Source organism: Enterococcus faecium (assembly GCF_029023785.1).
In the GTDB taxonomy this organism is placed as follows: Bacteria; Bacillota; Bacilli; order Lactobacillales; family Enterococcaceae; genus Enterococcus_B; species Enterococcus_B faecium.
Genome location: NZ_CP118955.1, coordinates 257,452 through 283,787 on the forward strand (window position 1 = coordinate 257,452; position 26,336 = coordinate 283,787).

The 26,336-nt window shown below is 35.8% G+C and carries 23 protein-coding genes; 18 read left to right on the forward strand and 5 right to left on the reverse strand.

Features of this window, described 5'->3' with window-relative positions:
• Positions 1 to 63 precede the first annotated feature (63 nt).
• The 4 genes from PYW34_RS01285 (at position 64) to PYW34_RS01300 (ending at position 3,740) form a co-directional block, all read left to right on the forward strand.
• Positions 64 to 1,944: a heavy metal translocating P-type ATPase gene (locus PYW34_RS01285; RefSeq protein WP_002294742.1), complete on the forward strand. Its 1,881-nt coding sequence runs from the start codon at positions 64 to 66 to the stop codon at positions 1,942 to 1,944.
• Between the two features lie 78 nt (positions 1,945 to 2,022).
• Positions 2,023 to 2,250 carry a heavy-metal-associated domain-containing protein gene (locus PYW34_RS01290; protein ID WP_002294740.1) on the forward strand — a complete coding sequence of 76 codons (228 nt, stop codon included), beginning with the start codon at positions 2,023 to 2,025 and terminating at the stop codon, positions 2,248 to 2,250.
• Positions 2,251 to 2,254: 4 nt separating this feature from the next.
• A complete protein-coding gene (locus tag PYW34_RS01295; protein WP_002294738.1) occupies positions 2,255 to 2,797 on the forward strand; it encodes a ferritin-like domain-containing protein in 543 nt (180 codons plus the stop codon).
• 226 nt (positions 2,798 to 3,023) lie between these two features.
• Entirely contained in the window at positions 3,024 to 3,740 is a 717-nt protein-coding gene (locus PYW34_RS01300) for a DUF4767 domain-containing protein (RefSeq protein WP_002294735.1), read from the forward strand.
• A gap of 59 nt (positions 3,741 to 3,799) precedes the next feature.
• On the opposite strand, the gene PYW34_RS01305 is transcribed toward PYW34_RS01300, so the two are convergent.
• Positions 3,800 to 6,793, reverse strand: coding sequence for an LTA synthase family protein (locus PYW34_RS01305; protein WP_015370986.1), 2,994 nt, complete (start codon positions 6,791 to 6,793; stop codon positions 3,800 to 3,802).
• A 254-nt stretch (positions 6,794 to 7,047) separates the two neighbouring features.
• Here PYW34_RS01305 and sstT point away from each other — a divergent pair, with 254 nt between their 5' ends.
• The 3 genes from sstT (at position 7,048) to truA (ending at position 9,981) form a co-directional block, all read left to right on the forward strand.
• Positions 7,048 to 8,268, forward strand: a complete 1,221-nt coding sequence (sstT, locus tag PYW34_RS01310) for a serine/threonine transporter SstT (protein ID WP_002304113.1) — start codon at positions 7,048 to 7,050, stop codon at positions 8,266 to 8,268.
• A gap of 146 nt (positions 8,269 to 8,414) precedes the next feature.
• Positions 8,415 to 9,050 carry a DUF998 domain-containing protein gene (locus tag PYW34_RS01315; RefSeq protein WP_002294730.1) on the forward strand — a complete coding sequence of 212 codons (636 nt, stop codon included), beginning with the start codon at positions 8,415 to 8,417 and terminating at the stop codon, positions 9,048 to 9,050.
• Between the two features lie 190 nt (positions 9,051 to 9,240).
• The gene (truA, locus tag PYW34_RS01320) at positions 9,241 to 9,981 is read left to right on the forward strand and encodes a tRNA pseudouridine(38-40) synthase TruA (protein WP_002294728.1); all 741 of its coding nucleotides are present in this window, start codon (positions 9,241 to 9,243) and stop codon (positions 9,979 to 9,981) included.
• 144 nt (positions 9,982 to 10,125) lie between these two features.
• On the opposite strand, the gene PYW34_RS01325 is transcribed toward truA, so the two are convergent.
• Positions 10,126 to 11,763, reverse strand: coding sequence for a membrane protein (locus PYW34_RS01325; protein WP_002305330.1), 1,638 nt, complete (start codon positions 11,761 to 11,763; stop codon positions 10,126 to 10,128).
• A gap of 145 nt (positions 11,764 to 11,908) precedes the next feature.
• On the opposite strand from PYW34_RS01325, the gene PYW34_RS01330 reads away from it, so the two are divergent.
• From PYW34_RS01330 to PYW34_RS01380, 11 genes are all read left to right on the forward strand, one after another.
• On the forward strand, positions 11,909 to 13,597 hold the full coding sequence (locus tag PYW34_RS01330; RefSeq protein ID WP_002334441.1) for a hypothetical protein: 1,689 nt from the start codon (positions 11,909 to 11,911) through the stop codon (positions 13,595 to 13,597).
• Entirely contained in the window at positions 13,584 to 15,218 is a 1,635-nt protein-coding gene (locus tag PYW34_RS01335) for a 6-pyruvoyl-tetrahydropterin synthase-related protein (RefSeq protein WP_002287590.1), read from the forward strand. The genes PYW34_RS01330 and PYW34_RS01335 overlap by 14 nt, the downstream gene beginning before the upstream one ends.
• Positions 15,219 to 15,392: 174 nt before the next feature.
• On the forward strand, positions 15,393 to 16,226 hold the full coding sequence (gene msrA / locus PYW34_RS01340; RefSeq protein WP_002287588.1) for a peptide-methionine (S)-S-oxide reductase MsrA: 834 nt from the start codon (positions 15,393 to 15,395) through the stop codon (positions 16,224 to 16,226).
• A gap of 112 nt (positions 16,227 to 16,338) precedes the next feature.
• Positions 16,339 to 17,295: an aldo/keto reductase gene (locus tag PYW34_RS01345; RefSeq protein ID WP_002321245.1), complete on the forward strand. Its 957-nt coding sequence runs from the start codon at positions 16,339 to 16,341 to the stop codon at positions 17,293 to 17,295.
• A 288-nt stretch (positions 17,296 to 17,583) separates the two neighbouring features.
• Complete coding sequence (locus PYW34_RS01350; protein ID WP_002287585.1) at positions 17,584 to 18,282, forward strand: FadR/GntR family transcriptional regulator; 699 nt, start codon at positions 17,584 to 17,586, stop codon at positions 18,280 to 18,282.
• 149 nt (positions 18,283 to 18,431) lie between these two features.
• Positions 18,432 to 19,748: a PTS sugar transporter subunit IIC gene (locus PYW34_RS01355; protein WP_002287584.1), complete on the forward strand. Its 1,317-nt coding sequence runs from the start codon at positions 18,432 to 18,434 to the stop codon at positions 19,746 to 19,748.
• Positions 19,749 to 19,764: 16 nt separating this feature from the next.
• The gene (locus PYW34_RS01360) at positions 19,765 to 21,180 is read left to right on the forward strand and encodes a glycoside hydrolase family 1 protein (protein WP_002333210.1); all 1,416 of its coding nucleotides are present in this window, start codon (positions 19,765 to 19,767) and stop codon (positions 21,178 to 21,180) included.
• Positions 21,181 to 21,643: 463 nt separating this feature from the next.
• Positions 21,644 to 21,964 carry a PTS sugar transporter subunit IIB gene (locus tag PYW34_RS01365; protein ID WP_002287582.1) on the forward strand — a complete coding sequence of 107 codons (321 nt, stop codon included), beginning with the start codon at positions 21,644 to 21,646 and terminating at the stop codon, positions 21,962 to 21,964.
• Positions 21,965 to 21,989: 25 nt separating this feature from the next.
• Positions 21,990 to 22,307, forward strand: coding sequence for a PTS lactose/cellobiose transporter subunit IIA (locus PYW34_RS01370; RefSeq protein ID WP_002287579.1), 318 nt, complete (start codon positions 21,990 to 21,992; stop codon positions 22,305 to 22,307).
• Positions 22,308 to 22,335: 28 nt separating this feature from the next.
• Positions 22,336 to 23,589: a PTS sugar transporter subunit IIC gene (locus tag PYW34_RS01375; protein WP_002287577.1), complete on the forward strand. Its 1,254-nt coding sequence runs from the start codon at positions 22,336 to 22,338 to the stop codon at positions 23,587 to 23,589.
• Between the two features lie 131 nt (positions 23,590 to 23,720).
• On the forward strand, positions 23,721 to 24,185 hold the full coding sequence (locus PYW34_RS01380) for a GNAT family N-acetyltransferase (RefSeq protein ID WP_002287575.1): 465 nt from the start codon (positions 23,721 to 23,723) through the stop codon (positions 24,183 to 24,185).
• 28 nt (positions 24,186 to 24,213) lie between these two features.
• On the opposite strand, the gene PYW34_RS01385 is transcribed toward PYW34_RS01380, so the two are convergent.
• The 3 genes from PYW34_RS01385 to PYW34_RS01395 form a co-directional block, all read right to left on the reverse strand.
• Entirely contained in the window at positions 24,214 to 24,534 is a 321-nt protein-coding gene (locus PYW34_RS01385; RefSeq protein ID WP_002287574.1) for a YrhK family protein, read from the reverse strand.
• A gap of 30 nt (positions 24,535 to 24,564) precedes the next feature.
• Positions 24,565 to 25,698, reverse strand: a complete 1,134-nt coding sequence (locus tag PYW34_RS01390; protein WP_002287572.1) for an alcohol dehydrogenase catalytic domain-containing protein — start codon at positions 25,696 to 25,698, stop codon at positions 24,565 to 24,567.
• Positions 25,699 to 26,075: 377 nt separating this feature from the next.
• Positions 26,076 to 26,249, reverse strand: a complete 174-nt coding sequence (locus PYW34_RS01395) for a hypothetical protein (RefSeq protein WP_015370987.1) — start codon at positions 26,247 to 26,249, stop codon at positions 26,076 to 26,078.
• Between the last annotated feature and the right edge of the window lie 87 nt (positions 26,250 to 26,336).

A 26,336-nucleotide genomic window follows, 5' to 3' on the forward strand; every position in this document is an offset into this window, starting at 1 on the left:
TTTTTATGATGGATAAGTATCTATACTTAGTCTCGTAAGAATGAAAGGAAAAGAGGGAGAAAGATGAAATTACAAAAGTGGATCCAAGAGCATCGAAATCATATCACCGCCTTATCAGCTGTGTTGATTATTTTTGGTTTTATCGGAAAATTTACTGGTTTTGTCTTGTTCTATAACATTGCTCTAGCCATAGCTTCTATTATTGCGGTCATACCTATTATGATCCATGCGTATCAGGCAGTGAAAGTCAAAGTTATCTCAATTGATTTACTCGTTACTATTGCTGTGCTTGGTGCCTTTATGATCGGAGAATACAAGGAGTCAGCTATCGTTACATTCTTGTTTTTGTTTGGTAGCTATCTGGAACAAAAAACATTGACCAAAACGCGGGAGTCAATCAAGGCTTTGACCGAGATGGCCCCATCTACTGCTAGTGTTGTCCAAGAAGATGGAACGACTGAAGAAGTGGAAATCGATGACGTGGAAGAAGGCGATATCGTCTTAGTAAAAACTGGTGGAGCTATTCCTGTGGACGGACGAGTCATTGACGGGAAAGGGTATGCGGATGAAGCCGCAGTGACTGGTGAATCACGACAAGTCGTCAAAATCAGTGGAGATGAAGTCTTCTCTGGAACGATTTTAGCAGATGGCTACGTGACGATTGAAGCAACTAAGGTCGGAGATGATACGACCTTTGCCAAAATTATCGAATTAGTAGAAGAAGCACAAGATACCAAATCCCATGCGGAAAAATTCATTGATCGATTTTCTCAGTATTATACTCCAACCGTTTTACTTATTGCGTTGGTTGTTGGTCTGATTAGTCGTGATTTTCGTTTAGCAATCACTGTTTTGGTTCTTGGTTGTCCTGGCGCTTTAGTCATTGGTGCGCCTGTTTCGAATGTAGCAGGAATCGGTAATGGAGCGAAACGGGGCATCTTAGTCAAAGGCGGTGAAGCAATGGATACTTTTTCCAAAATCGATACTTTTGTCTTTGATAAAACTGGTACATTGACCAAAGGAACTACTGCTGTATCCACTATCAAGAACTATACAGAGGATGAAGGGGACAGCTTAGCTTTAGTGGCTCGATTAGAAACGTTATCCGATCATCCTCTGGGGCGCGCCGTGATCCATTATGCTCAGGAGAAAGACATTGATTTTCAACAATTAGCAGTCAAAGATAATCAGACAATCAAGGGACAAGGAATCACAGCTGAGATTGATGGTCATACAGTTTGTGCGGGCAACACCAAATTGATTGCCGCTCACAAACTTTCTCTCACACCAAAGCAAGTACAAGATTTACATCAATTACAACAAACAGGCAGCTCGGTCATTATTGTAGCAATCGACAAAAAAATCACTCAAATCATAGGTGTGTCAGATGTGATTCGACCAGAAGTCGCTGAACAATTAGCTAAGTTGAAACAAGCAGGAGCAAAACAGTTAGTGATGCTGACAGGTGATAATCAGATGACTGCTGATTATGTAGCTGATATGTTAGGCATTGATGAAGTCCATGCTGAATTATTACCAGACGAAAAGGTTCAATTTGTGAAAAAATACCAAGAACAAGGATTGCGCGTTGCTTTTATTGGAGATGGAATCAATGATTCTCCCTCTTTGGCTGCGGCTGATATCGGGATTGCTATGGGATCAGGAACGGATGTTGCTATCGAAACGAGTGACGTTGTCTTGATGCAATCTAATTTTGAATCGTTGGTTCATGCCTACCGCTTGGCTAAGAAAACTGTTTTAAATACCCGTGAAAATGTAGTGATTGCCATTGGTGTCGTCTTATTTTTACTCATCGGCTTATTTGCCGGGTTTATTTACATGGCTAGTGGGATGTTCGTTCACGAAGCTAGTATCTTGATCGTTATCTTTAACGCGATGCGTTTATTGTATTTTGGACACGAAAGCAAAGAAGAAAAATCGTAAAACTTGATAAGAATCAATTTTTTTATGGAAGCTGTAATCTAGAATAAGACTATCAAGAAAAAGGAAGGAAGAACTACGATGAAAAAAATTATTATGCAATTAGATACACTAGCTTGTCCAAGCTGTATGCAAAAAATCGAACATGCGGTTTCTCAACAGCCTGGGGTAAGCAATACGAAAGTTTTGTTTAATGCGAGCAAAATCAAAGCAAACTTTGATCCAGATGAAGTCCACCCTGAACAATTAGCTGCAGTTGTGGAAAAATTAGGTTATGAAGTCCAATCAGCAAAAGTAAAAGAGGCGTAAATCAATGAATATAGTGGAAGAAAAATTTGTTCAAGAAACAAAACAAGCAGATATCGACCATCATAAACCAACTGCTGGCGCCATGGTGGGGCATGTATTAGCAAATTTTAAATTAGAAGAAATGAAATTGATCCAAGCACAATTGTATGTTTTGGGTACATCTTCGCAAGAATTAAGTACCCTTTTTTCAGAATATGCTGATCAAGAAGCGAGATGGTTCAATAAAATCTCTCATGAGTTAGTGATTGAAAATGAAATCGTTCCGTCTACTTTAGAAGAAGTCATGCGTTATGGAAAAATTTACGAACATGGTCAAAACAAATATTTACCAGCCTCAACAATGTTGGAAAACTTTGCAAAAGATTTTGATTTCCAAAATGTCTTTATCACACGGGCAATCAAATTAGCTGAAAAAGAAGAAAAATATGGCTTGCAACAATTGCTTGTTGAACTTTTAAGTTTCAATAAAGAAATCATCTACCAAGTACAAAGACTCCAAGGAAAAACTGTCCGACAAGATTTGGATGAGGAAGACGATGATGACTAAAAGTCTATGTTTCTTCAAATACAAATATAAAGCGTGAGGTAAATTGGAAAATCACGAAGATTAAAATAAAAGAAGCACCCGCTGATGTATTACAGACAACATCAGCGGGTGCTTCTCAGTTTTTAGAAGATTTGAAAGATTGATGAGAAAATACGAAAAATCAATAAAATCACATTGCTTATTTGATAGAATAAAGAAGTGGGAGTAATCGAAAGGAGTTTTTTAATTGAAAAAAAGGATTTTAGTAACAATTGGTCTAGCTTTTTTGTTAGCTGGTTGTACCAACGGGAATGAATCGAAAAAAGAATCAACAAAAGAAACAGCGAAAGCAACAGTTGCAACTACTACAACAACTAGCACAGAGAGCAAGTCAACTGCAGCAAGTACAGAAACAGCAGATACCTCTACTTCGTCAGAGTCTTCCAAAACGACTGAAACAACTCAAACATCTACTTCAAGTTCTTCTGTAGAGGCTTCATCTTCCTCTTCAGAAAGCAGCGAACAAGTTGAACAAACACTGTGGAATGCAGACAAATCCGCACAATTAGAGGCATTTATGACCAAATGGGGCCAAACAATGGGACAACAATACAAAAGTTATACGAATCAAATGAGTGTGGACTTATATGGTCTTAAAGTCCCTCAAGCTATTTTGAACGGGGAGTGGAAGATGGCTATTGGTGGAGTGCCTGTTTCTGCAGAATGGTCAGAAAGTGGGACAGGTCAAGCAGACTATCAAATCACAGCCGTCTATTCCGATGCAGAGACAGAACCATATCTGAAAAAGCACGTCTATCTATTCGGGTTTCAGCAAAATCAGCCAAAAGTATTGGTGACACAACAAAATCAGGGGAATCCCGATAATTATCTTTACTTCAACGAGACAGCGAATAATGAATTGAAAAATGGCTTTAATCAAATCGTTTATGGACAAGCAAATTAATGAGATAAACAAGGGGTTGTGACATGTCTTTTATCACAACCCCTTGCTCAGTTTATTTGTTAGTCTTTTATTTTTTGTGTCGCCCATGTTGCACTGTACTGGTTACCTGCAACAAGATCATATTGTATCAGACGATAATCTTCTAGAATTTCTTTTTGTTTCTCAGTTAAATTTTTTTTTTGGATAATTTGACTATCCTCTGTAACAAAGACCTGTTTTCCATTAAAACGATTAGACAAGCTTTCTGTAGGATCAATTGTTAATGCAGGTAGATGATTAGATACTTCTGTCAACAACGCATAGTAAGGAGTTACTTTGATATTCGCATGCTCAAGAGCCATAGCACCAAAGTTATTAGGAGCAACAACTTCTTTATTTAACGTAGCTGCTTGTTCACGACTATACTTGTTGTTATAAATGAAATAATCTGTCTGGTGCTGTTCTAATCCATATTTTTTCGAATCATTCCCACTATAGATTGCGGGTAAATGGTCACCATAAAAAACAAAGGTAATCGGTTTATCGATTTTGTCGATTTCTTGGATGAATTTTTTTACTGCTGTATCGGTATAGTGAAGGCCTTGCATATAAGTTTGTAATTCTTTTCTTCTATTAGGAATGACAGCAGTTCCTTCAGCAGTGTAGTTCAATTCACTATAGTAATCATCATAAGGCATATGGTTTTGCATAGTGGATAATTGGATGAATTGTGACGTTTCTGTATTGCTTTGTAAAGCTTTCAAGGTTTCTTTGTATGCTGAATCATCCGATATGCGTGGGCTTTGTTCTATTTTATCCGTATAAGTTAATTTATCCGGACTGTCTAAATAATAGAACCTGTCAAAACCAAATTTATCAAACACTTGTTTTCTGCGATAAAGAGCAGCTGTAAAAGGATGGATGGCTATTTTTTCATCGAATAGATCGGTAATATTTGGACTTATTTTCTGACGCTCCACTAGCTGGGTATAAGGTGTAACTAACGAAGCAGACAGGTTACTGATACTCAAGCCTGTCAGTCCTTCCCATTCCATGTTAGCTGTTCCGCCACCATAACCGACGGATAACATCAATCCTCCTGTTCCTTCTGTTATAATGCTTTTGATGTAAGGAATAGGGTCTGTAGGTACTGTCAGATTAGGGACACGTGCAGGATCACTGAAGCTTTCACTTAAATTGAGAACGATCGTCTGATTGTTTAACCAGTCACTTCTTGTTTGGTTGATTTCATCTGCCTTTGTGTTGTACTTTTTCATTATTCCATTAATTTTTTCTTTCGAATAGCCAGCAGGTTCTTCCATGATTTTAATGTCGATATTGTTTAGGAATTGAATGACTGGTCCGTTATCTTTTACGGCGCCTTGCTGGTTAAAGAAAGTCTTGTTTACTTTAAATAAATTAAACAGCAAGAAAGAAGGCGAATTTTTGTGATTAATGAAAAAGACACCCGAAAAACATCCTAATAATACAGCGATACTGATAAATCGACGTTTCCAATGAATCTTCAAGGAATACTGTTTTTGTAGTCTACGTTGTACAATAATACTAGTAATCAATAATAGGAGAAGGATCAATCCGCCCACGATTAATAAGACTGGGCTAACCATCGATAATAGTTCTGACAATCCGGTCAGCATTTTTAAATCTGAAGGAAAGACAGGCTCTTCCCGCATTTCCATTTTGATTACTGTCGAAATAGTGAGCAGTAAGTTAATGATCAAGGTAGCAGTCAAGGCGTACCAAAAACGATTGGAAATCAACAATAGTAAGAAGAAAAATCCCATAATAATGATGATTGTCAGGATCATGGGTGCTTGTCGCTGAGTAAATATTTTTAAGGCAACCTGGATAGTTTCTTTCCAACCTTCTTTTGGTTCTAAAACGAAAATCTGCACGAAGGTAAAGCAGTAAAAAAATGCTGCAACTAAAAAATAACTTTTATGAACAAAAAGCCAATGAATTCTTTTTTTCCAACGCTGAGTTAATTGTTCAATCGAATCAAAAGCGAAGTATTCGATGAAACGATGAATGAAACGGATTTTTTGTATATAAAATAAAAAGATAACTAGGAGGGACACTGCTAATAAATAGCAAATAAAAAACTGCCCGATATTTATCAGCCATGCCTTCCCTGAGTTTGGAAATTCACGTTTCATAAATGTAGATACGCGATAAGAAACTAAAGGGAAATTACATATAACTTGAGTGACAATCAAAAATACAGCAAGAAAATTTCCTCTTCCTTTTATACCTAATTTATCAGATAGCATTTCTAAAAATAAAAACGAAGAGAAAGTATAATACATTGCGAAGAGAGAATATGGTTTAGAAAACCTCAGCGCTGTATCTGTATTTCCTCTGATGATGAGTGAAATTTGTGTCATCAAAATAATCAAACCGAATAAAACAATCAAGCTGATAAATACTTGAGGAAGCTTATAGCGGACCTTTTCTTTCCAGTTCCATTCTTTCAAACCATAACCCATTAAAAATAAATAAAAAATCCATAAAATACTCTGTCCATTCTGTAATGCAAACGGGTCTTTATTAAATAGAGCAGAGCAGCCAACTAATCCAATTGTTAAAAATAATAGTAGATATTTAATTGTTGTTTTCGATAATTTATTTAAAAATCCAACTGTATAAGGAATACTACAAAAAAGCAAAGTACAAGAAACAGCATAAGTAAAGTAATTCTGACTGATAGGTGTTAGGATAAGCCAATAATCACGAATATTCAAGCTGCCAGCTTGTACGTAAAAAAAGATATTGCAAACTAGTGTGGCTATTAGGAATATAAAGGCAAAACGACTTAAATAATGTAAAACTTTTAAACGGGCGATTTTTTGATATTGGTAACCCATGTAAAGTGGGATCAAATTTGCACCAATAACAACGGAAGTTTGTAAAAATGTATAGATGTAGAATCGACCAGGGTTTGTTGCATATGTAGGAATAGTGACTGCTGAAATCAATATACGCTGTAAAACCATCATTATACAAGCGACAAAGATTGTCAGGAAGCCATAACTCTCCTTCTTTATTTTTTTCAAGAATAAACACCTCACAAAAAAATTGGACAAAAACATAAGAAAACGTTTCCTGATAAGTTGCCCATTAATAACATCCTAACTTAGAATATCTCAAAAAACAACGTGTAGACAGAAAAAGTACAAAATTAGCAAGAAATGGTTGTTTGTATTGTTAGAATTTTTAGAAAATTATACCTTTAATTTCTTTGCATAAAATGATACAATGATTGTTAAAATTGTGAAAGGGTGGTCATTTGTTAGAGAAGTTTTTGGATATGTCGTTAGTTCAACGTATTGTTGTTGGTATTTTAGTCGGAATATTGTTTGGTATCTTTTTCCCCACATGGACATTTATTTCAATATTGGGAACGTTGTTTGTCAGTTGCTTGAAGGCAATCGCACCTATTCTGGTTTTTTTCTTGACGATGGCGTCAATTGCCAAGCATAAAATTGGGAATAAGACATTCGTGAAGCCTATTTTGATCTTATATTTAGTGGGAACATTGCTTTCTGCACTTGTAGCAGTTATTGTAAGTTCAATTTTTACTGTTCCTATTACTTTACAAGAAACAGTATCTGAAAAAGCACCGCAAAGTTTGGAAAGTGTTTTATCTACTATGTTGACGAATGTCACACAAAATCCTGTTCAATCTCTTATTGATGCGAATTACCTTGGCGTCTTATTCTGGGCTGTATTGTTGGGACTAGCTTTTCGAGCACGTTCAGAATCGACAAAAGAGTTGGTGGATCAGATATCTATAGCGTTGTCACAAGTCGTACAAGTGATTATTGCATTTGCTCCGATAGGGATTTTAGGATTGGTTTATCAATCAATTGCTACGACTGGAATCGCTGGATTGGCAGAGTATCTGCAGCTTTTACTTGTTTTGATCGGTACGATGCTGTTTGTCGCATTAGTTGTGTACCCATTCCTCACGTTTTTGTTTATTAAAGAAAATCCCTATCCATTGATTTTCTTTTGTTTGAAAGAAAGCGCACTTCCCGCTTTCTTTACCCGAAGTTCTGCCGCAAATATCCCGATAAACATGATGTTGGCTGAAAGATTGAAATTGACAAAAGAGTCTTATTCCATATCGATCCCGTTAGGTGCTACGATCAATATGGGCGGTGCCGCGATTACCATTTCCTTGATGACGTTGACTGCTGTACATTCTTTAGGGATTGAAGCACCTTTTGTTTTGAAAGTCCTTTTATGTATTTTGTCTGCTTTAGCTGCTTGTGGAGCTTCAGGTGTTGCGGGCGGTTCACTGTTATTGATTCCATTAGCATGTAGTTTGTTTGGTATCTCTAATGATGTCGCGATGCAAATCGTCGGTATTGGATTTATTATCGGTGTTATCCAGGATTCAATGGAAACTGCCTTAAATTCGTCAAGTGATCTGTTGTTTACTGCAATAGGAGAGCTAGGCGCGCGTAAAAGAAGTGGGGAAAAAATCAAATTGAAAGATTGTTTAGATGGATTAAGTGAACGTTGAACGTTAGATATTTAGTATTTTTAAAATGATTCGAGTTTTTAATGAGTTATATAGATGTTCGTGTAAATAGAGGTTTCTGTTAAATCAAGATAAAGTCGTTTATAATAACAATTAAAAGCATAGGTAATTGTTATTGGAGGCGTATCATGGATTTTTTACGTAAATTTGGTTTTTTCTTTTTATTATTAGGCGTGCTGAGTGATTTTTTGACTCCGTACGTATTAGGATTGTATTATCCTGAATTAGATCAAATGAAGAGCGTGATCAGTGTATTTGGAGAGGTTTCCAGTCCTGTAAGAAAAGCGTTTCTTATTTGGTCTGTGGTTTCAGGGATCTTTTTCATCCTGTCATTGCCTGCATTGTATGCTGCATTTGTAAGTACATCTCGTGTGTTAGCTACCCTAGTTACAGCAGCCATCGCGTTCTATGGTATAGGTGATTGTATCTTTACAGGTTTGTTCAGTATCAATACCCATGAATCTTCGTGGAATGTCTCGACATGGGTCCATAATATCGGATCAGGTTTAGGTTACAGTGGTTTTTTATTGTTTCCAGTTCTTCTTTTCTTGATCTATCGAAAAAATGGGCAAATGGACGTAAGCCACTTATACCTTGGACTGTCTGTGATCAGTTTGCTTTTTGCGGCGATTTATGGACTGGCAAGAATTCCTTCTATAAATTCTTGGCCATTACTGAATAAAATAGGTTTTTGCCAAAGAATCAGTTTTTTCTTTAATTATGTGCCCATTGCCTGGTTGAGTATCTTGCATCTCAAACAGTAAAACTTGAGCCGTCAAATTGAACAGTCAGCGGATACTTCATCCGGTGGCTGTTTTTTGTTTTTCTGAAATATATATTTCCACAGTTTTCTTGTATAGCTTCTGTCTTAGAGAAGCAAGGAGCTATATTTTGTGCTACAATCTTAAAAAGGTAGAGAGAAGACCAAATGGAAGACAGAGGAGCCACTAAAATATGAGAAACATCAAGTTGACAATCGAATATGACGGAAAAAGATATTCAGGATGGCAAAGACTTGGAGATGACGATAAAACCATTCAAGGAAAAATCGAAAAAGTATTGCATCAGATGACAAATGAAGAGATAGAAATTATTGGATCAGGAAGAACAGATGCTGGCACCCATGCGCGAGGACAAGTAGCAAATTTTAAAACAAACACAGAAATTGGACTGGCAGAAATGATCGACTTTATGAATCGTTACCTTCCGCGGGATATTGTCATCAAAAGAATCGAAGAAATGCCTGAGCGCTTCCATTCAAGATATAATGCGGTGGGCAAAAAATACAGCTATTATGTTTGGAACAACGTGATTCCTTCAGCATTTGAGCGAAACCACAGCTTTTATTTCCCTCAAGAGTTGGATATGGACAAGCTGAATGCAGCTTGCGAAAAATTAGTGGGTACACATGATTTCATTGGTTTTTCTGCATTGAAAAAATCAAAAAAATCCACAGTGCGTACGATTGATGAATTATCTATCGAACGAAAGGGAGAAATGCTTCATTTTACTTTTGTCGGAGACGGATTCTTATATAAAATGGTGCGGATTATCATGGGGACATTACTAGAAATCGGCACAGGTGCCATGCCGATAGAAACAATCGATGAAATATTTGAAAGCAAAGTGCGGCAACATGCAGGAGAAACCGTCCCTGCACAAGGTCTGTTTTTGGATGAAGTTTATTATCGATAAAAATACTTTGATAATGGATGAAACGCATGTTTCACAGTATAAATATCGATGTTAAATAATGTATGAAGCAAATTAAAGAAATATAAAAAAAGACTTTTTAGCCTGTTTATGTGTACAGCTAAAAAGTCTTTCTTAAATAAAAATCTAGTGAGAATGTTGTACTTCTCTTCTCGGTTGTTTTTGTTTAGAAAAAGTAAATCGATAAAGTAAAAATAAAATCAAAGTAACGATAGATAAATATCTTGAAGCAATTGCTAGTTTTGTGTACTGATAAGTAATAACGACTTTATTTATACCTGGAGGAATAGTTAATTCAGTTGTGCCAAACTTAGATAATTTTGTTTGTACTAGTTTGCCATTAATAGAAGCCACTTGCCCTTTATAACGATAAATAGGTGTCGTCAAGACAGTATTTTTATTATTCGAATTATCTAATTCAATTGTAAGTTTGTTACTCATAAAATGAGTTGTTGGATTTATTTCCTGGTTACCTAGTAAATATTGATCATTATTAATCATATCAGGATGATAGATTGACTCTTTGTTTGCATAATCAGTATGATTGTAATTTTCAGCTATAGCAACAGCGTCTTCAGGTGCTATAAGTGTTAATGAATCTTTGTTAGCATGGATAGAATTGCTTACTCCTGAGAGATGCAATATTAGTGCAAGAAACGTAAAGACCATTATTTTCCATGAATTATTTTTAGTAGAAAAAATATAATAGATCACTATACTCATCGTATAGGCTATAAATAAAGAAGAAAAACCATTTAACCGCCAGACAAATTGTAGACTCTTAACTGGTGTATGGTTAAAAAGTTGCCAAGGAAATAAATTGGTTGAACAAAAAAGAACAAATACACCAAGAAAGAAAATAAATAAATCATCAGCAGTTAATTTTTTTATAAAAATAAAAGCACCAATCAATCCGAGAAATAAGAATAATCCAATAGTATAGTTGTTATAGTTATTATTTAAAATATGTGTCAGCATATCACTAGGAGCCATACCACTTAATTCTTTTCCCAGTGGGACTTTCAATTCTTGTGCTCTAGATTGTTGAATAAAAGGAATTAAGAATCCCGCACTTAAAAAAAAGGTGAGGACGGTAGCTTTTAAAAGACTTAAGAGTCTAGCGATTTTTTGGTCCCAAAAATAAAAAGAAAGAAACAACGTTCCTCCAATAAATACAGAAACCATAGCGACAGAAAGTAAATGAGTATACACTACTAGCGTCATGCCAATAGACAACCAGTACCATTTTTGGTAATCTCTAATATAAATTTCGTAACACCCCATTAGTATCAAAGGCAAAAATGTTAAAGCGACAGCTTCTCCCAATGAAGCACGATGGAATATGTCAATGGCACGATAGGCGGAAAATGTATAAATAATCGAAAATAACAGCGAAATATAACGATTGTTTTTTATTTGTTTCATAGAAAAATAAGAAACGACCATTGTTAAAAAAGTGATAAAAAAATAGTAGATATTATAACTTAAAACAAGATTTCCCATCATTTTATAAAATAAAAAAGCTGGATAAAGAGTAAGCCATGGATAAAAAATATTCATCATTGTTCCATGATGATCGAAGTTATTGAAGTTTACTGGAGAACTCCATACATTATCTAGTCCTATGATTCGAGATAAATGAAAGTAAGTATCCTGATTGACACTATGATAGATTCCCTTAGACATGAATAGAGGGATGACGTAAGCAAAACTTAGAAATAACATAAAAATGATATCTATTATTTGGTTTTTGTTTTTTTTCATTTTTTTCTCCTATTTAAAAGTAATAAAAATTGATTCTTTTCTAGTATATCATACTAGTGCTATGAAAAATTTAACGCAAAACTTATTAAAAAAAGACAATTCTAGTATACTGAAAATAGAATTAAAAAAGGAGAACAACAAATCTATGAAAATAAGTAAAAAAGCATTTCTTTTAGTAGTTCTTATCTTACTTAGTACTTTATATTCAGTAAATTTTATGAGAAATGCTCAAGAAATTTATACAACAGGTGATTTATCTTTTCATCTTTCACGAATCAAAGGGTTATCTTCTATTTTTGAAGGGCCAATCAACTATACAACATTTAACAACTATGGAGATGGACTGAACTATTTTTATCCTTTTCTTACAATAATTCCTGCAGTCGTTTTTTATGGAATTTCAAATAACTTAATATTAAGTTATGTTCTATATATTTGGTTATTAAATATTTGTACGATTCTGATTAGTTTTTATTATGGAGAAAAGTTTTTTAAAAAGATAGATGCTGCTTTTTTATTTAGTTGTTTATATACTTTTGCAACTTATCGAACAGTTGATATCTATTATCGATCCGCAATTGCAGAAGCAATCGCTCTTACGATTATCCCAGCTGTTTTATATTATGCTTATGGATTGATATTCAATAGAGAAAAAAAAGTCATCGCTTTATCTGTCAGTATAAGTCTACTTGTGTATACTCATGTCTTAACTACACTATTGTGTAGTGCATTGATTGCTTGTATGATTATAGTTCGTTTGTTTTTAAGCAAGCAAATAAAAAACGATATAAAATTTGTGGTCGTGAATTTAGTAAAGGCTGTTTTTTTGACTTGTGCATTAACTAGCTATTTTTGGTATCCTATGTTGCAGCAGATGAATTATCAAGAAATACACAGTCCCTTCAAAACAGATTTGCAGCTAGAAGCACTTTCTATTTCAGATAGTATCATTCAAGCGTTAAATAACGATATTACAACATACACTATGGGGTTATTAGGATTGGTTGCGTTGATTTTTCCTTTATTCATACTGAAAGAAATGGAGAAAAAAGAAAAAATCATCTATGTTGGCGTAGTTTCTACATGGGTATGCGTAACTAATTTATTTCCATGGTTTTTGTTTCAAAAAACACCGATAAGCTTGCTCCAGTTTCCTTGGCGTATCTTAGGTATCCAAATCTTTTTTTCTTCAATGATCATAACGCTTGTTTTTATGAAAAAGACTATGAATAAAAAATATTCATGGTTAATCATTGGCGCTACTGTGGTGTTTCTACTCATCACGTCTATAGCAGCAAAAGAAAATTACGCAAAAGTTATCCAATCAAAACACGGTCATATTGTTATCAATGAAGAAACACTCCCACGTTATACAACATCAGATATGGGAGGATTATACGATTACGCCCCAACAGAAGCGATAAAAGAAAGGCCTCACTTAGAAAAACATGAAGTAAAAGTAGGAGAATCGTGGGAAAAAGGGAAGTATAAAGCTGCAGATAATAACATTACTTACACAGTGGCAAGCAACAAAAAGCAAAAAGTGACAGTACCAGTATATGCTTATTTAGGTACACAGGTAAAAGTAAACGGTAAAGTCGTAAATGACTCTTATAAAAAACATGGCTTAGTGAATGTGGATGTAAATGCTGGAGAAAATAAGATAGAAATTACAACAAAATATACTCCAACTGCTCTCATGGCTTTATGGATCAGTATTCTGACTTATTGTTTAGTGGTGTATTCAAGTTTTAAACGATTTGCACCTAATAAGTTGAAAGATTCTCGATATGTGACTAAAAAGGAGATAAACAAGAAGAATGAAAATAAATAAAAAAGTAGTAATATTGAGTGGATTAATTATAGTTAGTAGTATATATTCTTTCATCTTTTTCAAAAATACACAGAGTATTTATACCACTGGAGATCTTTCTTTTCACTTATCTCGAATCAAGGGGTTATCGACTATTTTTACCAGTCCGATTAATTATGAGACATTCAATTATACTGGATATGGTGTAAATTATTTTTATCCCTTTCTGACTTTTTTTCCAGCTGTAATGTTATATTGGATGACAAAAAATTTGATTGTAAGCTATATTATTTACGTTTGGTTATTGAACTTGTGTACAACACTCGTAGCTTATCATTATGGCGAGCGGTTTTTAAAACAAAAAAAAGCGGCATTTTTATTTAGTTGTCTCTATATTTTCTCTGCTTATCGGACAGTAGACATCTACTATCGTTCCGCAATTGCCGAAGCTATCGCAATAACACTTGTTATCCCTGTATTATTTTATGCTTATCAAATCATCTCTGGAAAAGAAGAAAAGTATCCGTCTGTAAAGCTAGCATTGAGTATGAGTTTGCTAGTGTACAGCCATGTACTATCAACATTAATGAGTACAGCATTAATTATCATTTTTATTTTTATTCGTTTGGTTTCTAAAGGTTTCAAGAATGCAGATTTTATTGCTATATTTAAAAAATTATTTAGTGCGGCAGGAATGACATTGGTTCTGACGAGTGCTTTTTGGTATCCGATGTTTGAACAAATGCTCTACCAAAAAATCAACAAACCTAGCGTGACAAATTTATATGCTCATGCATCTAATGTGTTCGATAGTCTGACTGAAGCTATGAACAACGACTTAACTACTTACTCAATGGGACTAGTTGGTCTGTTATCTTTATGTATTCCCCTGATTTTATTTAAAAAATTAACAAACATAGAAAAAAAGATTTATTATGGTACGTGTTTGACTTGGCTAGCTACAACTAGTTTGGTGCCATGGTATCTTCTGCAAAATACGCCAGCCAAATTGTTACAATTTCCTTGGCGGATCTTAAGCTTGCAAATAATATTCTCTTCTCTGATATTAACGATGATATTTTTCAAAAATAGAAGATACAATAAGACAAGAGAACTATTTTATTTATTTATGACTGTTTTGTTATTAATCACTTTAACTGTTTCTAGTAAAAAAAATTTCAATCAAAAAATAATTTCTCAGCCGGGACATATTGTTGTAAACAAAGAAACAGTAGAGGCGTATACCACTAAAGGAATGGATTATTTTTTATATGATTATTCTCCTATCGCTTCATTGGAGAATAAGGAGCATATAATAAAACACGAAGCAAAGATTGGCAGTCAATGGGTAAACCTTCCTTATAAAACAACTGGTAGTTCTATCATATATAGAGTAACTAATGAGAAGAGCCAAGTAATCACACTTCCTGTATATGCTTATTTAGGAACGAATGTAGAAATAAATCATCAACCTGTAAAGGAGCAGGTGAATGCTAATGGATTGGTACAAATAAGCGGAGTCAAAGGAGTTGCTGATATTAAAGTAAGCACAAGTTATACAGTAACGACTATTATTTCTTATCTTGTTACATTAACTGCATATTTATGTTTATTTTTTAAAATAGTTTTCCATAAAAGGTAAATTAACTTTTCATTTATAAAATAAATTGATTAAAAAGGAGAATCTGTCGATAAGGATTCTCTCTTTTTTATACGAAAAATCTGTAGGGGGATGAAGTAATCGCTTATTTCCTCACTTTATGATAAATTACAGCTAAAGTCACTAGCTTGTCTTCTTCGGAAAGGAGGAGAATCTATGGATGAGGAACAAATATTCATTCAAACACTTTATAATCTGATTTTGAATCCGAATACACGAGATTGGGAACGAAAAGTATTGATTCAGACAAAGAATGACATAAGAGAAAATATATCCGTTAAAGAACAGTTATCAAAACTAGAAGCAACACTACGTCCATTAGCTATCCGAATGAATCTGACGCCTGATGTAATGGACTTTTATTTATTGATTACGGAAGGATTTGATAAGGAGCAAAAATATGACTTTTCCAAGCATGCCATGCAAGATGCTGACTATCAAGAACGTGCAGTATTTGCAGGGGGATGTTTCTGGTGTATGGTCGAGCCGTTTGAATCGAAAAAAGGGATCCTATCTGTTTTGTCAGGATACACGGGCGGACATGTTGAAAAACCAAATTATGATCAAGTAAGTGGTGGTTACACAGGTCATGTGGAAGCTGTGGAGATCATTTATGACACAAGAGAAATAAGTTATAGCGAGTTGCTGACAATCTATTGGCAAATTACTGATCCCACAGATACATTTGGACAATTTCAAGATAGAGGGAAGCAATATCGTCCAGTGATTTTTTATCAAGGCGAACGACAAAAAGAATTAGCGGAACAATCAAAACAGAAACTAGACAGTTCAGGAACTTTCCACCAACCAATCGTCACAAAAATCGAACCAGCCGGTACGTTTTGGCCAGCAGAAAACTATCATCAGCAATTTTACAAAAAACAACCGAAACGTTATAAAAAAATCCAGCAAGCACGTAATCAATTTCTGATCTATCAACGAGTAAAAAACAAATGGCAAAAAAATATACGAAAAAATCATTTTGATTAACTCCTTTTCTTTAAAATGTAGTAAACTAAAAATAGAAAAAAGAAAGCGTTTTAAAAAGATTTGATGAGGAGGAGAAAAATTGTATATTGCAGATAGTGCACGTTATGAAAAAATGGAATATCGTAAATCCGGTCATTCAGGTTTGAAATTACCGATTTTATCTCTCGGATTATGGCAAAATTTTGGTGATTATGATCCTATCCATAATCAAAGAGAGATTTTAAGAGGCGCATTCGACATGGGAATTACCCATTTCGACCTTGCGAATAATTATGGAGGCCCTGCTGGAGCTGCAGAGAAAAACTTTGGGCGTATTTTTAGAGAAGATTTTCAAGCCTACCGTGATGAACTGATTATTTCTAGCAAAGCAGGTTATCATATGTGGGAAGGGCCATATGGGGAATGGGGCTCTCGTAAATCCATCATTTCAAGTTGTGACCAAAGTCTCCAAAGAATGGGGCTAGATTATGTTGACATCTTCTATCATCATCGCCCAGACCCTGATACACCTTTGGAAGAAACAGCAGAAGCTTTGATGCAACTTGTAAGACAAGGAAAAGCATTATATATTGGTATATCCAACTATAATGGAGAAGATACAAAAAAAATGACTGAAATTTTAAAAAGAAAGGAAGCACCGTTCATTATTCATCAGATGCGCTACAATATGTTTTCTCGTGCACTACTAGAAGACGATCTATCTCCAGTATTAGAAGAAGAAGGGCTAGGGGCAATCACGTTCAGTCCGCTTGCTCAAGGGTTGCTGACAAATCGTTATCTACATGGTATTCCTGAAGATTCTAGAGCACATCGTAAGGAAATACCATTCCTTTCAGAAGAACAAGTTGGATCAACTCTGGAAAAAATCAAAGCACTGCAAACAATCGCCGTATCACGAGGACAATCATTAGCGCAAATGGCCCTTGCATGGAATTTGCGACAAAAATCTGTTACAAGTGTACTGGTCGGAGCAAGTCGGTTAAGTCAGTTACAAGAAAGTGTTCGAATGATGGATAATTTAGATTTCTCACCAGAAGAAGAATTGAGAATCGACCAAATTCTAGAATAGAAACGATGTAATCAAACTTTTTATCCATATATTAAAAAAAACAAAAGATGACATCAAGAATCGAATGAAGATCGTCTGTTATTGAACATCATATTTTTTGTCGTTCAAAATAAAAATGATCGAAGGCTAGGAGTGAATTTTATCCTAGTCTTTTTTATGGTAAATATCTTCTTCGTTTGTATGTCTATGAACGGATTAATCAATTTTGTATACAAAAAATCATCAGATGATTCAAACGTGTTATAATAATTACGAAAAAATACATCAGATGAAAAGGAGGTATGTGGTTTGGAAGAAAATAAAACCCTAGTAGAAGTAACTACTGACAAGATCCTTAGATATTTAAAGGAAATGCAGTTGCAAGTAGGAGATAAACTGCCGAATGAATATGAATTGTCCGATTATTTAGAGGTGGGGCGAAGCACGGTGCGAGAAGCTGTGCGGGCTCTAGCTTCCAGGAATATCCTTGAAGTTCGGCAAGGAGCGGGGACATTTGTCAGTGATAAGCGAGGGATTGCCAATGACCCACTCGGTTTTTCTTTGATTGAAGATCAGGATCGGATGATACGAGACTTATTTGAACTGAGATATTTATTGGAGCCTAAGATGGCAGGTTTGGCAGCGGAATATGCAACGAAGAATCAAATCGTCCAAATGAAAAAATTAACGCAAAAGATTGAAACTTCTTTTCGAGAAGGCACACAAGAACATGTTCAATTAGACATCGATTTTCATACGATGATTGCAGAAGCTAGCGGAAACGTAGCCTTGCTGCATATTATCCCAATCATTAATGAATCAATTGCTTTGTTTAATAAAAATTATGATATCCAGCATCTGAAAATCGAGACGATCGATATTCATACAGAGATCGTTCAGGCCATCGAAAGGCGGAATGCACTTGCTGCGTTTGATGCAATGACTGTCCATATGGCAATAAATCGGAGAGAATTACAGAAAATAATAGGAGAAAAAGAAACTAATTGACAGTTCATCTGATGTATTTTATGATAAATACATCAGATGAATTTTTGTTTTATATTTGGTAAAAAAGAGGAGTAAATAGTTTCTGTTCATCGAAATGTAAGCGCTGACTAATAGACAAAAAGAGATGACGTCAAGGAGAAGAAGCAGGAATGAGGGGATCTGGAATGAGTTTTATGGATAAATTAGCCAATGTTTTAGGGAACGTGGCAACGAGAATCAATAATTTAAGGTATATCATGGTGATAAAAAACGCATTTGCTGCATTGATTCCGGTAATTATTACGGGTGCTTTTGGCACATTGTTTTCAGCAATGGTCTTTGACTCGGAAAATGGCTTAGCACAGATAAGTTTCTTGCGTTTTTTAGAAGAATTAAAGCCTATCGCATCTGCCATCAGCTATGTCACACTAAGTTTCTTGACCATCTATGCTGTTTTTCTGATAGGGATCGAATTAGCCAAGCTGAATAAAGTGGATGGTGTATTCCCTGGTATCATCGCAGTGATGTCTTATTTATCTGTTAATCCAACTGTTTATGAATTAGTGAATGAAAATCAGACTGTTATAGTAGAAAACGTATTGGCTAAACAATATACAGATACGAAAGGGTTATTTTTGGGAATGTTGGTCTCCATCCTTTCTATTGAACTTTATTGCTGGTTGAGGAAACAGAAGAAACTACAGCTGAGAATGCCTGATACCGTGCCAACGAATGTTTCTGCTAGTTTTTCTGCTTTATTCCCGACGATTCTGACTGTATCGGGTATCGCGGCTGCGGGATTTATCATCAAAGAACTTACAGGAATGTACCTTTATGATATCATTTACAATGTCGTACAACGCCCATTAGAAGGTGTCGTACAAGGGTTACCGGGTATTTTGCTATTGATGTTTATTGCGCAAGTCTTTTGGGTGATTGGTATCCATGGAAATCAAATGGTGAAGCCGATACGGGAACCGTTGCTTTTAGCGGCAATTGCTGTAAATACGGAAGCTTTTGAAGCTGGAAAAGAAGTACCGAACATTATTACTATGCCATTTTGGGATATGTATATGAGTATGGGCGGGTCTGGAGTCACGATCGGTTTACTGATTGCAGTATTGTTAGTTGGAAAACGGGAAGATATGAAACAAATCACCAAGTTATCCCTTGCTCCTGGGATCTTCAACATCAATGAACCAGTTATTTTTGGTATGCCGATCATGCTGAATCCAATTTTAGCTATTCCGTTTATCTTAACGCCTCTTATCACTGGAACGATTGGTTATTTTGCAACCGCTTTAGGATTTGCGGCGAAAGCAGTTGTAATGGTCCCTTGGCCAATGCCGCCGATCGTCAATGCTTATCTGGCAACAGCAGGAAATATCGGTGCAGTTATTACGCAACTTGTTTGTATTATTGTTTCTATTTTGATCTATCTGCCATTTGTAAAAGTAGCAAATCGTGTGGAAAATGATGGGATCTAAAAAACAGGAGGAAATCATGAAAATTACTATTCCAAAAAATTTTATTCTTGGTGCTGCATCTTCTGCTTGGCAAACGGAAGGTTGGAAAGGAAAAAAAGAAGGACAGGATTCGTTTATAGATAGCTGGTATAAAAATGAACATTTTGTTTGGCATAATGGGTATGGCCCAGCCGTAGCAACTAATTTTATGGAACAATACCAGCAGGATGTGGATCTGATGAAATCCATCCATCTGACACATTATCGGACTTCTATCAATTGGGCTCGTTTTTTTACTGATTATGAGAACTGTATAGTAGATGAAGAATATGCTCAGCATATAAGTGAAATGATCGACTCTTTGATCGAAGCAGACGTAGAACCGATGATTTGTTTGGAACATTATGAAGTCCCAGCTTTTCTTTTGGAAAAATATGATGGCTGGTCTTCAAGAAAAGTAGTTGATTTTTATGCTAAGTATGCTCAAATTGCCTTTGATCGTTACGGTGATAGGGTAAAAAACTGGTTTACATTCAACGAACCAATCGTTCCCCAAACGCGTTGCTATTTGGATGCTGTTCGCTGGCCGCATGAACAAAACACAAAAAAGTGGATGATGTGGAATTATCATAAAGTTTTAGCAACGGCTAAAGCAGTAGAGATTTACCGCAGCGGAAATTATGGTGGAAGGATTGGCTGTATTTTAAATCCTGAAATGGTCTATGCTCGATCCAATTCTCCAGAAGACCAAAAAGCTGCTTATATGTATGATTTGTTTTATAATCGAGTATTTTTTGATCCGATGGTAAAAGGATACTACACAGAAGAGTTCCTGGAGTTGTGTCAAAAACAATCGATTTATTTCGATCCTGCAACAGAGGATTTAGAAACGATTCAGCATCATACAGTAAATTTCCTTGGAATCAATCAATATTATCCTAAACGCGTTCGCGCCCCTCGTTATCAATGGAATGAAGAGACACCTTTCCATCCTGAACGATATTATGAAGTCTTTGATTTACCTGGGAAGAAAATGAATAATTCCAGGGGATGGGAAATCTATCCGAAAATCATGTATGATATAGCCATGTATCTAAAAGAAAATTATCATAATATCCCTTGGCTGATAACAGAAAACGGTATGGGAAGAGAATATGAAGAACAGTATATGGATGAGAAAGGAATCGTGCAAGATGATTACCGTATCGAATTTATCGGACAGCATTTGCATTACTTGATCAAAGCAACAGAAGAAGGCGCAAATTGCGAAGGCTATATGTTATGGGCATTCACTGACTGTGTGTCACCAATGAATGCATTTAAGAATCGATATGGATTAGTTCGAATCGAATTGAACGATGAACGAAGCAGAACATTGAAAAAATCTGCTTCGTGGTATCAGACTTTGATTGATAAGAGAGAATTGGATTTGCCTGACGAAATCTATAAATAAATAGAAGTTTTTTGTAGATGTTCATTGTATTTACTGGTTATTTGAAATAAAAGAGGTTGTGAATCCAGCGTTTTGAGCTAATACCCAGGGTCAGCTGATTGAACACCGTTTATTGAGAGGTTGTGAAAAAGCTGTCCTGCATCAAGTAATAAGAATAGCAAAGTAAAAACAACATCTTATGTTTTTAACTTGGTTGGACTTATTACCGCAGATGCAAGCTTTTGAATACCGTTTATTTGAAAAAAGTTGTGACAAGTTTTGTGTCACAACTTTTTTTGTGCACGTTAAAAGAAAAAAGGTAATAAAAATTAATTTGTGTGTTTAGTGTGCGCTTTCTTTTTTAGTGTGTATGCAACTTGGTATAGACCTTAAATGTGATGATATCAACTTTTTAAAGCGCTTTTAAAGTTGGCACGCTACTTGCTTATATACAAGTGTAAGTATAGAAAGGAACGTGTTTAAAATGGAAAAGAAAACAATCATGCTTGTATGTTCAGCTGGAATGAGTACAAGTCTCCTAGTCACAAAAATGCAAAAGGCAGCAGAAGCAAAAGGAATGGAAGCAGACATCTTTGCTGTATCTGCTTCAGATGCGGATAATCAACTAGAATCTAAAAATGTAGACGTTTTACTTTTAGGACCGCAAGTACGCTTTATGCAAAATCAATTTGCTGAAAAGCTAGCACCTAAAGGCATTCCTTTAGATGTAATCAATATGGCTGACTATGGCATGATGAATGGTGAAAAAGTACTCGACCAAGCAGAAAAACTAATAAACAAATAATAAAAATTATCGGAGGATACAATAAATGGAAGATCAAAAAAATCTAGAAGCCATCATGGGTCTGATCATGTTTGGCGGAAATGCAAAAAGCGATGCAATGGAAGCGATTGCTGCTGCGAAAAAAGGTGATTTCACTTTAGCAGATGAAAAAATCAAAGATGCAGAGGAATCTTTAGTCCAAGCACATCACTCTCAAACAGAGATGCTGACACAAGAAGCACAAGGAAATCACGTTGAAGTCACGCTTTTGACGGTCCACAGTCAAGATCATCTGATGACATCTATAGCTTTTACAGATTTAGCAAAAGAGATCATTGATCTGTATCGTCGATTGAACGCGTAATCTACAGTAAAGAAAAGAGGGAAGATTTATGGATAAATTTGTTGCATTTATGGAGAAACATTTTATACCTGTAGCATCAAAAATTGGTGCACAACGGCATTTAGTTGCGATTCGGGACTCATTTATGGTGAGTATGCCGTTAATGATCTTAGGAGCATTAGCAGTAATGATCAATAACTTACCGATTCCCGGGTTCCAAGAATTGATGAACTCAATTTTTGGTGGTGAATCATGGAAAGGATTCGGGGCTGCTGCTTGGAACGGTACATTTGCCATTCTTTCTGTCTTGATTGCTTTCTTGCTTGCTTATCATTTAGCTAACGGCTACCGAAAAGACGGTGTTTCCGCAGGTGTGATTTCTTTAGGCTCTTTCTTCGCTTTAGGCGGAGCATTAGGTATGAGCTCAAACGGTTTGTTTATTGCTATTATTGTTGGGATTATTTCAACAGAAATCTTTGTACGTTTAAGCGGAAATGAAAAATTGATCATCAAAATGCCTGATGGTGTGCCACCGGCAGTTGCAAAAGCATTTGCTTCATTACTACCAGCAATGATCACTATCTCTGCGTTTGCTTTAGTTGCTGCAATTTTTGCTGCATTCGGTGTTGATGATATCGTAGGTTCTTTCTATACAGTGGTCCAAGAACCATTTATGGGACTTGCAAACTCTTATCCATCTGCCTTACTGCTTGCATTTATCACACCATTCTTATGGTTCTTTGGTTTACACGGAGCGAATATGGTCGATCCTTTGATGCAAACAATCAATGCGCCAGCCATTGAAGCAAACGTTAATGCAATCGCAGCTGGACATAGCGCACCGTTTATCGTGAACAAACCTTTCTTTGACAGCTTTGTCAACTTAGGAGGAACAGGTGCAACTTTAGGTTTACTGTTAGCTATTTATTTAGTAGGACGTAAAAACAAACCATATATGGTTGTAACAAACTTGTCGATTGCGCCAGGTGTCTTCAATATTAATGAACCAACGATGTTTGGGTTACCTATCGTGTTGAACCCGATCATGTTCATTCCATTTATTTTGACACCAATGGTCTTAGTTAGTGTTGCTTACTTTGCGACTTCTACAGGTTTAGTGCCAGCAGCTACCGTTATGCCTCCATGGGTAACTCCACCAATTATTGGCGGTGTATTGGCAACAAAAAGTATTGCAGGTGGTGTACTAGCCGCTGTCAATTTGGTTCTTTCTATTTTGATCTATCTACCGTTCGTCAAGGTAGCTACGATCCAAGAAAGAAGAAAAGAAGCTTTAGATGCTTGATTAATCAAAAAACGGAGAACAAGTGATTGTTTTCCGTTTTTTTTTTTACATCACTATTGTTGTCATTGCTAATTTTCATAAAGATTTGTATAATTTTTGTAAACGTTTTATTTTAGTCGGAGGTTTAAACATTGGTTACATATAACTGGATCAAATTAAGAGAACACCCAGAATTAGTAAAACAAAGCGCGAATTGGTTTTCATCAAAATGGGGAGTTCCTGCTGTTGTGTATGAGGAAAGTATTCGTACTGGAATCGCTAATAAGGAAAGTATTCCTCAATGGTATGTGGTCTTAGATGAAAAAGAAACCATCGTCGGAGGAGCGGGCGTCATTGAAAACGACTTCCATAACCGCCCTGATCTGACACCAAATCTTTGTGCCCTGTTTGTTGAACCGGAAAAGCGTAAGCAGGGGATAGCCAAGCGGATATTAGCGGAAATCAGAAAAGAAATGCATCAACTTGGGTACGAAAAACTTTACTTAATTACAGATCATACCACGTTTTATGAACGATACGAGTGGACATTTTTGACAATGGTCAAGGAAGAAAGTGGGACGACCGCTCGTCTGTATCAAAGTGATACGATAGGGTGAAAAAAGAGGCATGAGATTTGAAAAATTCTCATGCCTCTTTTTTTTTGCTTGTTCTCTTCATTGCTTTTTTTTCGTCGTAAATAAAAATGTTCCTTACGATTCTGAGAATAGGACGAATCGTCAAGAAAATAGCACCAGCCAAATAAAAATAGGTGCCATATCGATCGGGGATTTTAGTTAAGGAAGCAAGGCTTCCAAAAATATAGAAAATCCCGGTTAATAAATCGACAGCCAGTGAGATCAATGTGTAACGATTTTGGAAATAGAAGCGGAAGCGACGTCCTCGTATTTCGATATCTTCTTCTTTTCCTATTTCGATCTCATGGGTATTTCGTTTGATTTTGGGCATAAAGAAAATCACCTGTATTTTTTACTGAATTCAAGGTTTCAAAACAACTTTTATATTTTTATCTTCTTTTTTGTCAAAGATCTCATATGCTTGTGCTGCTTCTGATAGTGGCAGCGAATGAGTAATGATTTGTGTAGGATCGAATAGTCCTTCTGCAATCATTGCGTAAATTTTTGGCATTAGATGGATAATTGGTGCCTGTCCATGCTTGACAGCGATATCCCGCATAAAAAATTCTTGTAGCGGGTAAGAAGAAGCTGGAGTCATATAAACACCAGTTACTTGGACTGTTCCAAATTTTTTGACAGCTTGCGATGCCATCTGTAATGGAGAGATTGTGCCGCTTTGTAAGCTTACTAAATTTTTCGCTTTTTCTTTGACAGGCTCTAATCCGTCCATTCCTACACAATCGATAATGACATCTGCGCCACCTTTAGCCAGTTCATACAATTCTGTTCCAGCTTGTGCCGTGTCTTCTAAGAAATAAGTTTCAACCCCATTGTAATTAGCCGCTTTATCTAGACGGTGCTGTACTGGATCTACTGCGATTACGCGCTCTGCTCCAGCCATAACAGCGAATTTTTGAGCGAATAGACCGACTGGACCAGAACCTAGAATCACAACTGTATCGCCTTTTTTTACTCCTGCGTTTTCAACGCTCCAATAAGCTGTGGGCAAAATATCTGATAGAAATAAAACTTTTTCATCAGGAAGATCATTATCTGGTACAACAAATGAAGTAGAGTCTGCATAAGGAACTCTTAGATATTCCGCTTGACCACCCCAATGATTACCGTTCAACTTGCCAAATCCGAAAAGCCCGCCATATAACTGATCTGGATTTGATTCATCACATTGGCTTTCCATGTGATTCAGGCAGAAATGACAATGACCACAACTAATATTAAAAGGGATAACCACACGTTGCCCTTTTTTCAATGTTTGAACTTGAGATCCCACTTCTTCAACGATTCCCATTGGTTCGTGTCCTACAACATACCCTTTTTCCAAAACTGCTTCACCATGATGGTAAAGATGCAGATCGGAGCCGCAAATGGCTGTTGCTGTGATACGGATGATTGCATCTGTTGGTTCTAATATTTTTGGATCATCTACGTTTCTGATTTCCATTTTCTGTTTTCCTTGCCAAGTGACTGCTTTCATTGGAGATGCTCCTTTCAGATTCATAAAATTGTCTGCATTATTAGTACTACAGATAATTTCATTTTAAAGGAGATCTTACCTTTTTGATAATGAAACGCTTTTTTTCTTAAATGAAACATTCTATAGTCTTATGTATTTGTGTTCGGAGAGGTGTGTTTCCGATTTTTTAGTGTAATGGTAATCATTGAAATAGTTGTATCCGTTAGATGATGTTGGATTGGCAAGAGAGTAAACGTTGAAAAAATAGTTGTTTTCAAAAAGAAACAGACATAAATAAAAAGAGGTTATGACAGAAGGGATCAGTTTCTCGGTATTAAGTCAAATTTATGCAAAAACGTGAGGAACCATTTTCACAAAATTTTTCTTCATACTCGAAACTAAACGCCTTTTTCATAACCTCTTGGTAAACGGTGTTCAAAAGCTTGCATCTGCGGTAATAAGTCTAACCAAGTCAAAAACATAAGAAGCTGTTTTAGCTTGGCTGCTCTTATTACTTGATGCAGGGCAGCTTTTTCATAACCTCTTGGTAAACGGTGTTCAAAAGCTTGCATCTGCGGTAATAAGTCCAACCAAATCAAAAACATAAGAAGCTGTTTTAGCCTGGTTGTTCTTATTACTTGATGCAGGGCAGCTTTTTC

What these genes read in the sequence shown, in the direction of transcription:
- PYW34_RS01370 (WP_002287579.1), top strand. Translation starts at nt 21,990, where the DNA reads ATGGAAGATCAAAAAAATCTAGAAGCCATCATGGGTCTGATCATGTTT.
- PYW34_RS01395 (WP_015370987.1), bottom strand. Translation starts at nt 26,249, where the DNA reads ATGCAAGCTTTTGAACACCGTTTACCAAGAGGTTATGAAAAAGCTGCC.
- sstT (WP_002304113.1), top strand. Translation starts at nt 7,048, where the DNA reads ATGTCGTTAGTTCAACGTATTGTTGTTGGTATTTTAGTCGGAATATTG.
- PYW34_RS01325 (WP_002305330.1), bottom strand. Translation starts at nt 11,763, where the DNA reads ATGAAAAAAAACAAAAACCAAATAATAGATATCATTTTTATGTTATTT.
- PYW34_RS01345 (WP_002321245.1), top strand. Translation starts at nt 16,339, where the DNA reads ATGGAATATCGTAAATCCGGTCATTCAGGTTTGAAATTACCGATTTTA.
- PYW34_RS01390 (WP_002287572.1), bottom strand. Translation starts at nt 25,698, where the DNA reads ATGAAAGCAGTCACTTGGCAAGGAAAACAGAAAATGGAAATCAGAAAC.
- PYW34_RS01385 (WP_002287574.1), bottom strand. Translation starts at nt 24,534, where the DNA reads ATGCCCAAAATCAAACGAAATACCCATGAGATCGAAATAGGAAAAGAA.
- PYW34_RS01330 (WP_002334441.1), top strand. Translation starts at nt 11,909, where the DNA reads ATGAAAATAAGTAAAAAAGCATTTCTTTTAGTAGTTCTTATCTTACTT.
- PYW34_RS01360 (WP_002333210.1), top strand. Translation starts at nt 19,765, where the DNA reads ATGAAAATTACTATTCCAAAAAATTTTATTCTTGGTGCTGCATCTTCT.
- PYW34_RS01365 (WP_002287582.1), top strand. Translation starts at nt 21,644, where the DNA reads ATGGAAAAGAAAACAATCATGCTTGTATGTTCAGCTGGAATGAGTACA.
- PYW34_RS01375 (WP_002287577.1), top strand. Translation starts at nt 22,336, where the DNA reads ATGGATAAATTTGTTGCATTTATGGAGAAACATTTTATACCTGTAGCA.
- PYW34_RS01315 (WP_002294730.1), top strand. Translation starts at nt 8,415, where the DNA reads ATGGATTTTTTACGTAAATTTGGTTTTTTCTTTTTATTATTAGGCGTG.
- PYW34_RS01285 (WP_002294742.1), top strand. Translation starts at nt 64, where the DNA reads ATGAAATTACAAAAGTGGATCCAAGAGCATCGAAATCATATCACCGCC.
- PYW34_RS01295 (WP_002294738.1), top strand. Translation starts at nt 2,255, where the DNA reads ATGAATATAGTGGAAGAAAAATTTGTTCAAGAAACAAAACAAGCAGAT.
- PYW34_RS01290 (WP_002294740.1), top strand. Translation starts at nt 2,023, where the DNA reads ATGAAAAAAATTATTATGCAATTAGATACACTAGCTTGTCCAAGCTGT.
- PYW34_RS01355 (WP_002287584.1), top strand. Translation starts at nt 18,432, where the DNA reads ATGAGGGGATCTGGAATGAGTTTTATGGATAAATTAGCCAATGTTTTA.
- truA (WP_002294728.1), top strand. Translation starts at nt 9,241, where the DNA reads ATGAGAAACATCAAGTTGACAATCGAATATGACGGAAAAAGATATTCA.
- PYW34_RS01335 (WP_002287590.1), top strand. Translation starts at nt 13,584, where the DNA reads ATGAAAATAAATAAAAAAGTAGTAATATTGAGTGGATTAATTATAGTT.
- msrA (WP_002287588.1), top strand. Translation starts at nt 15,393, where the DNA reads ATGGATGAGGAACAAATATTCATTCAAACACTTTATAATCTGATTTTG.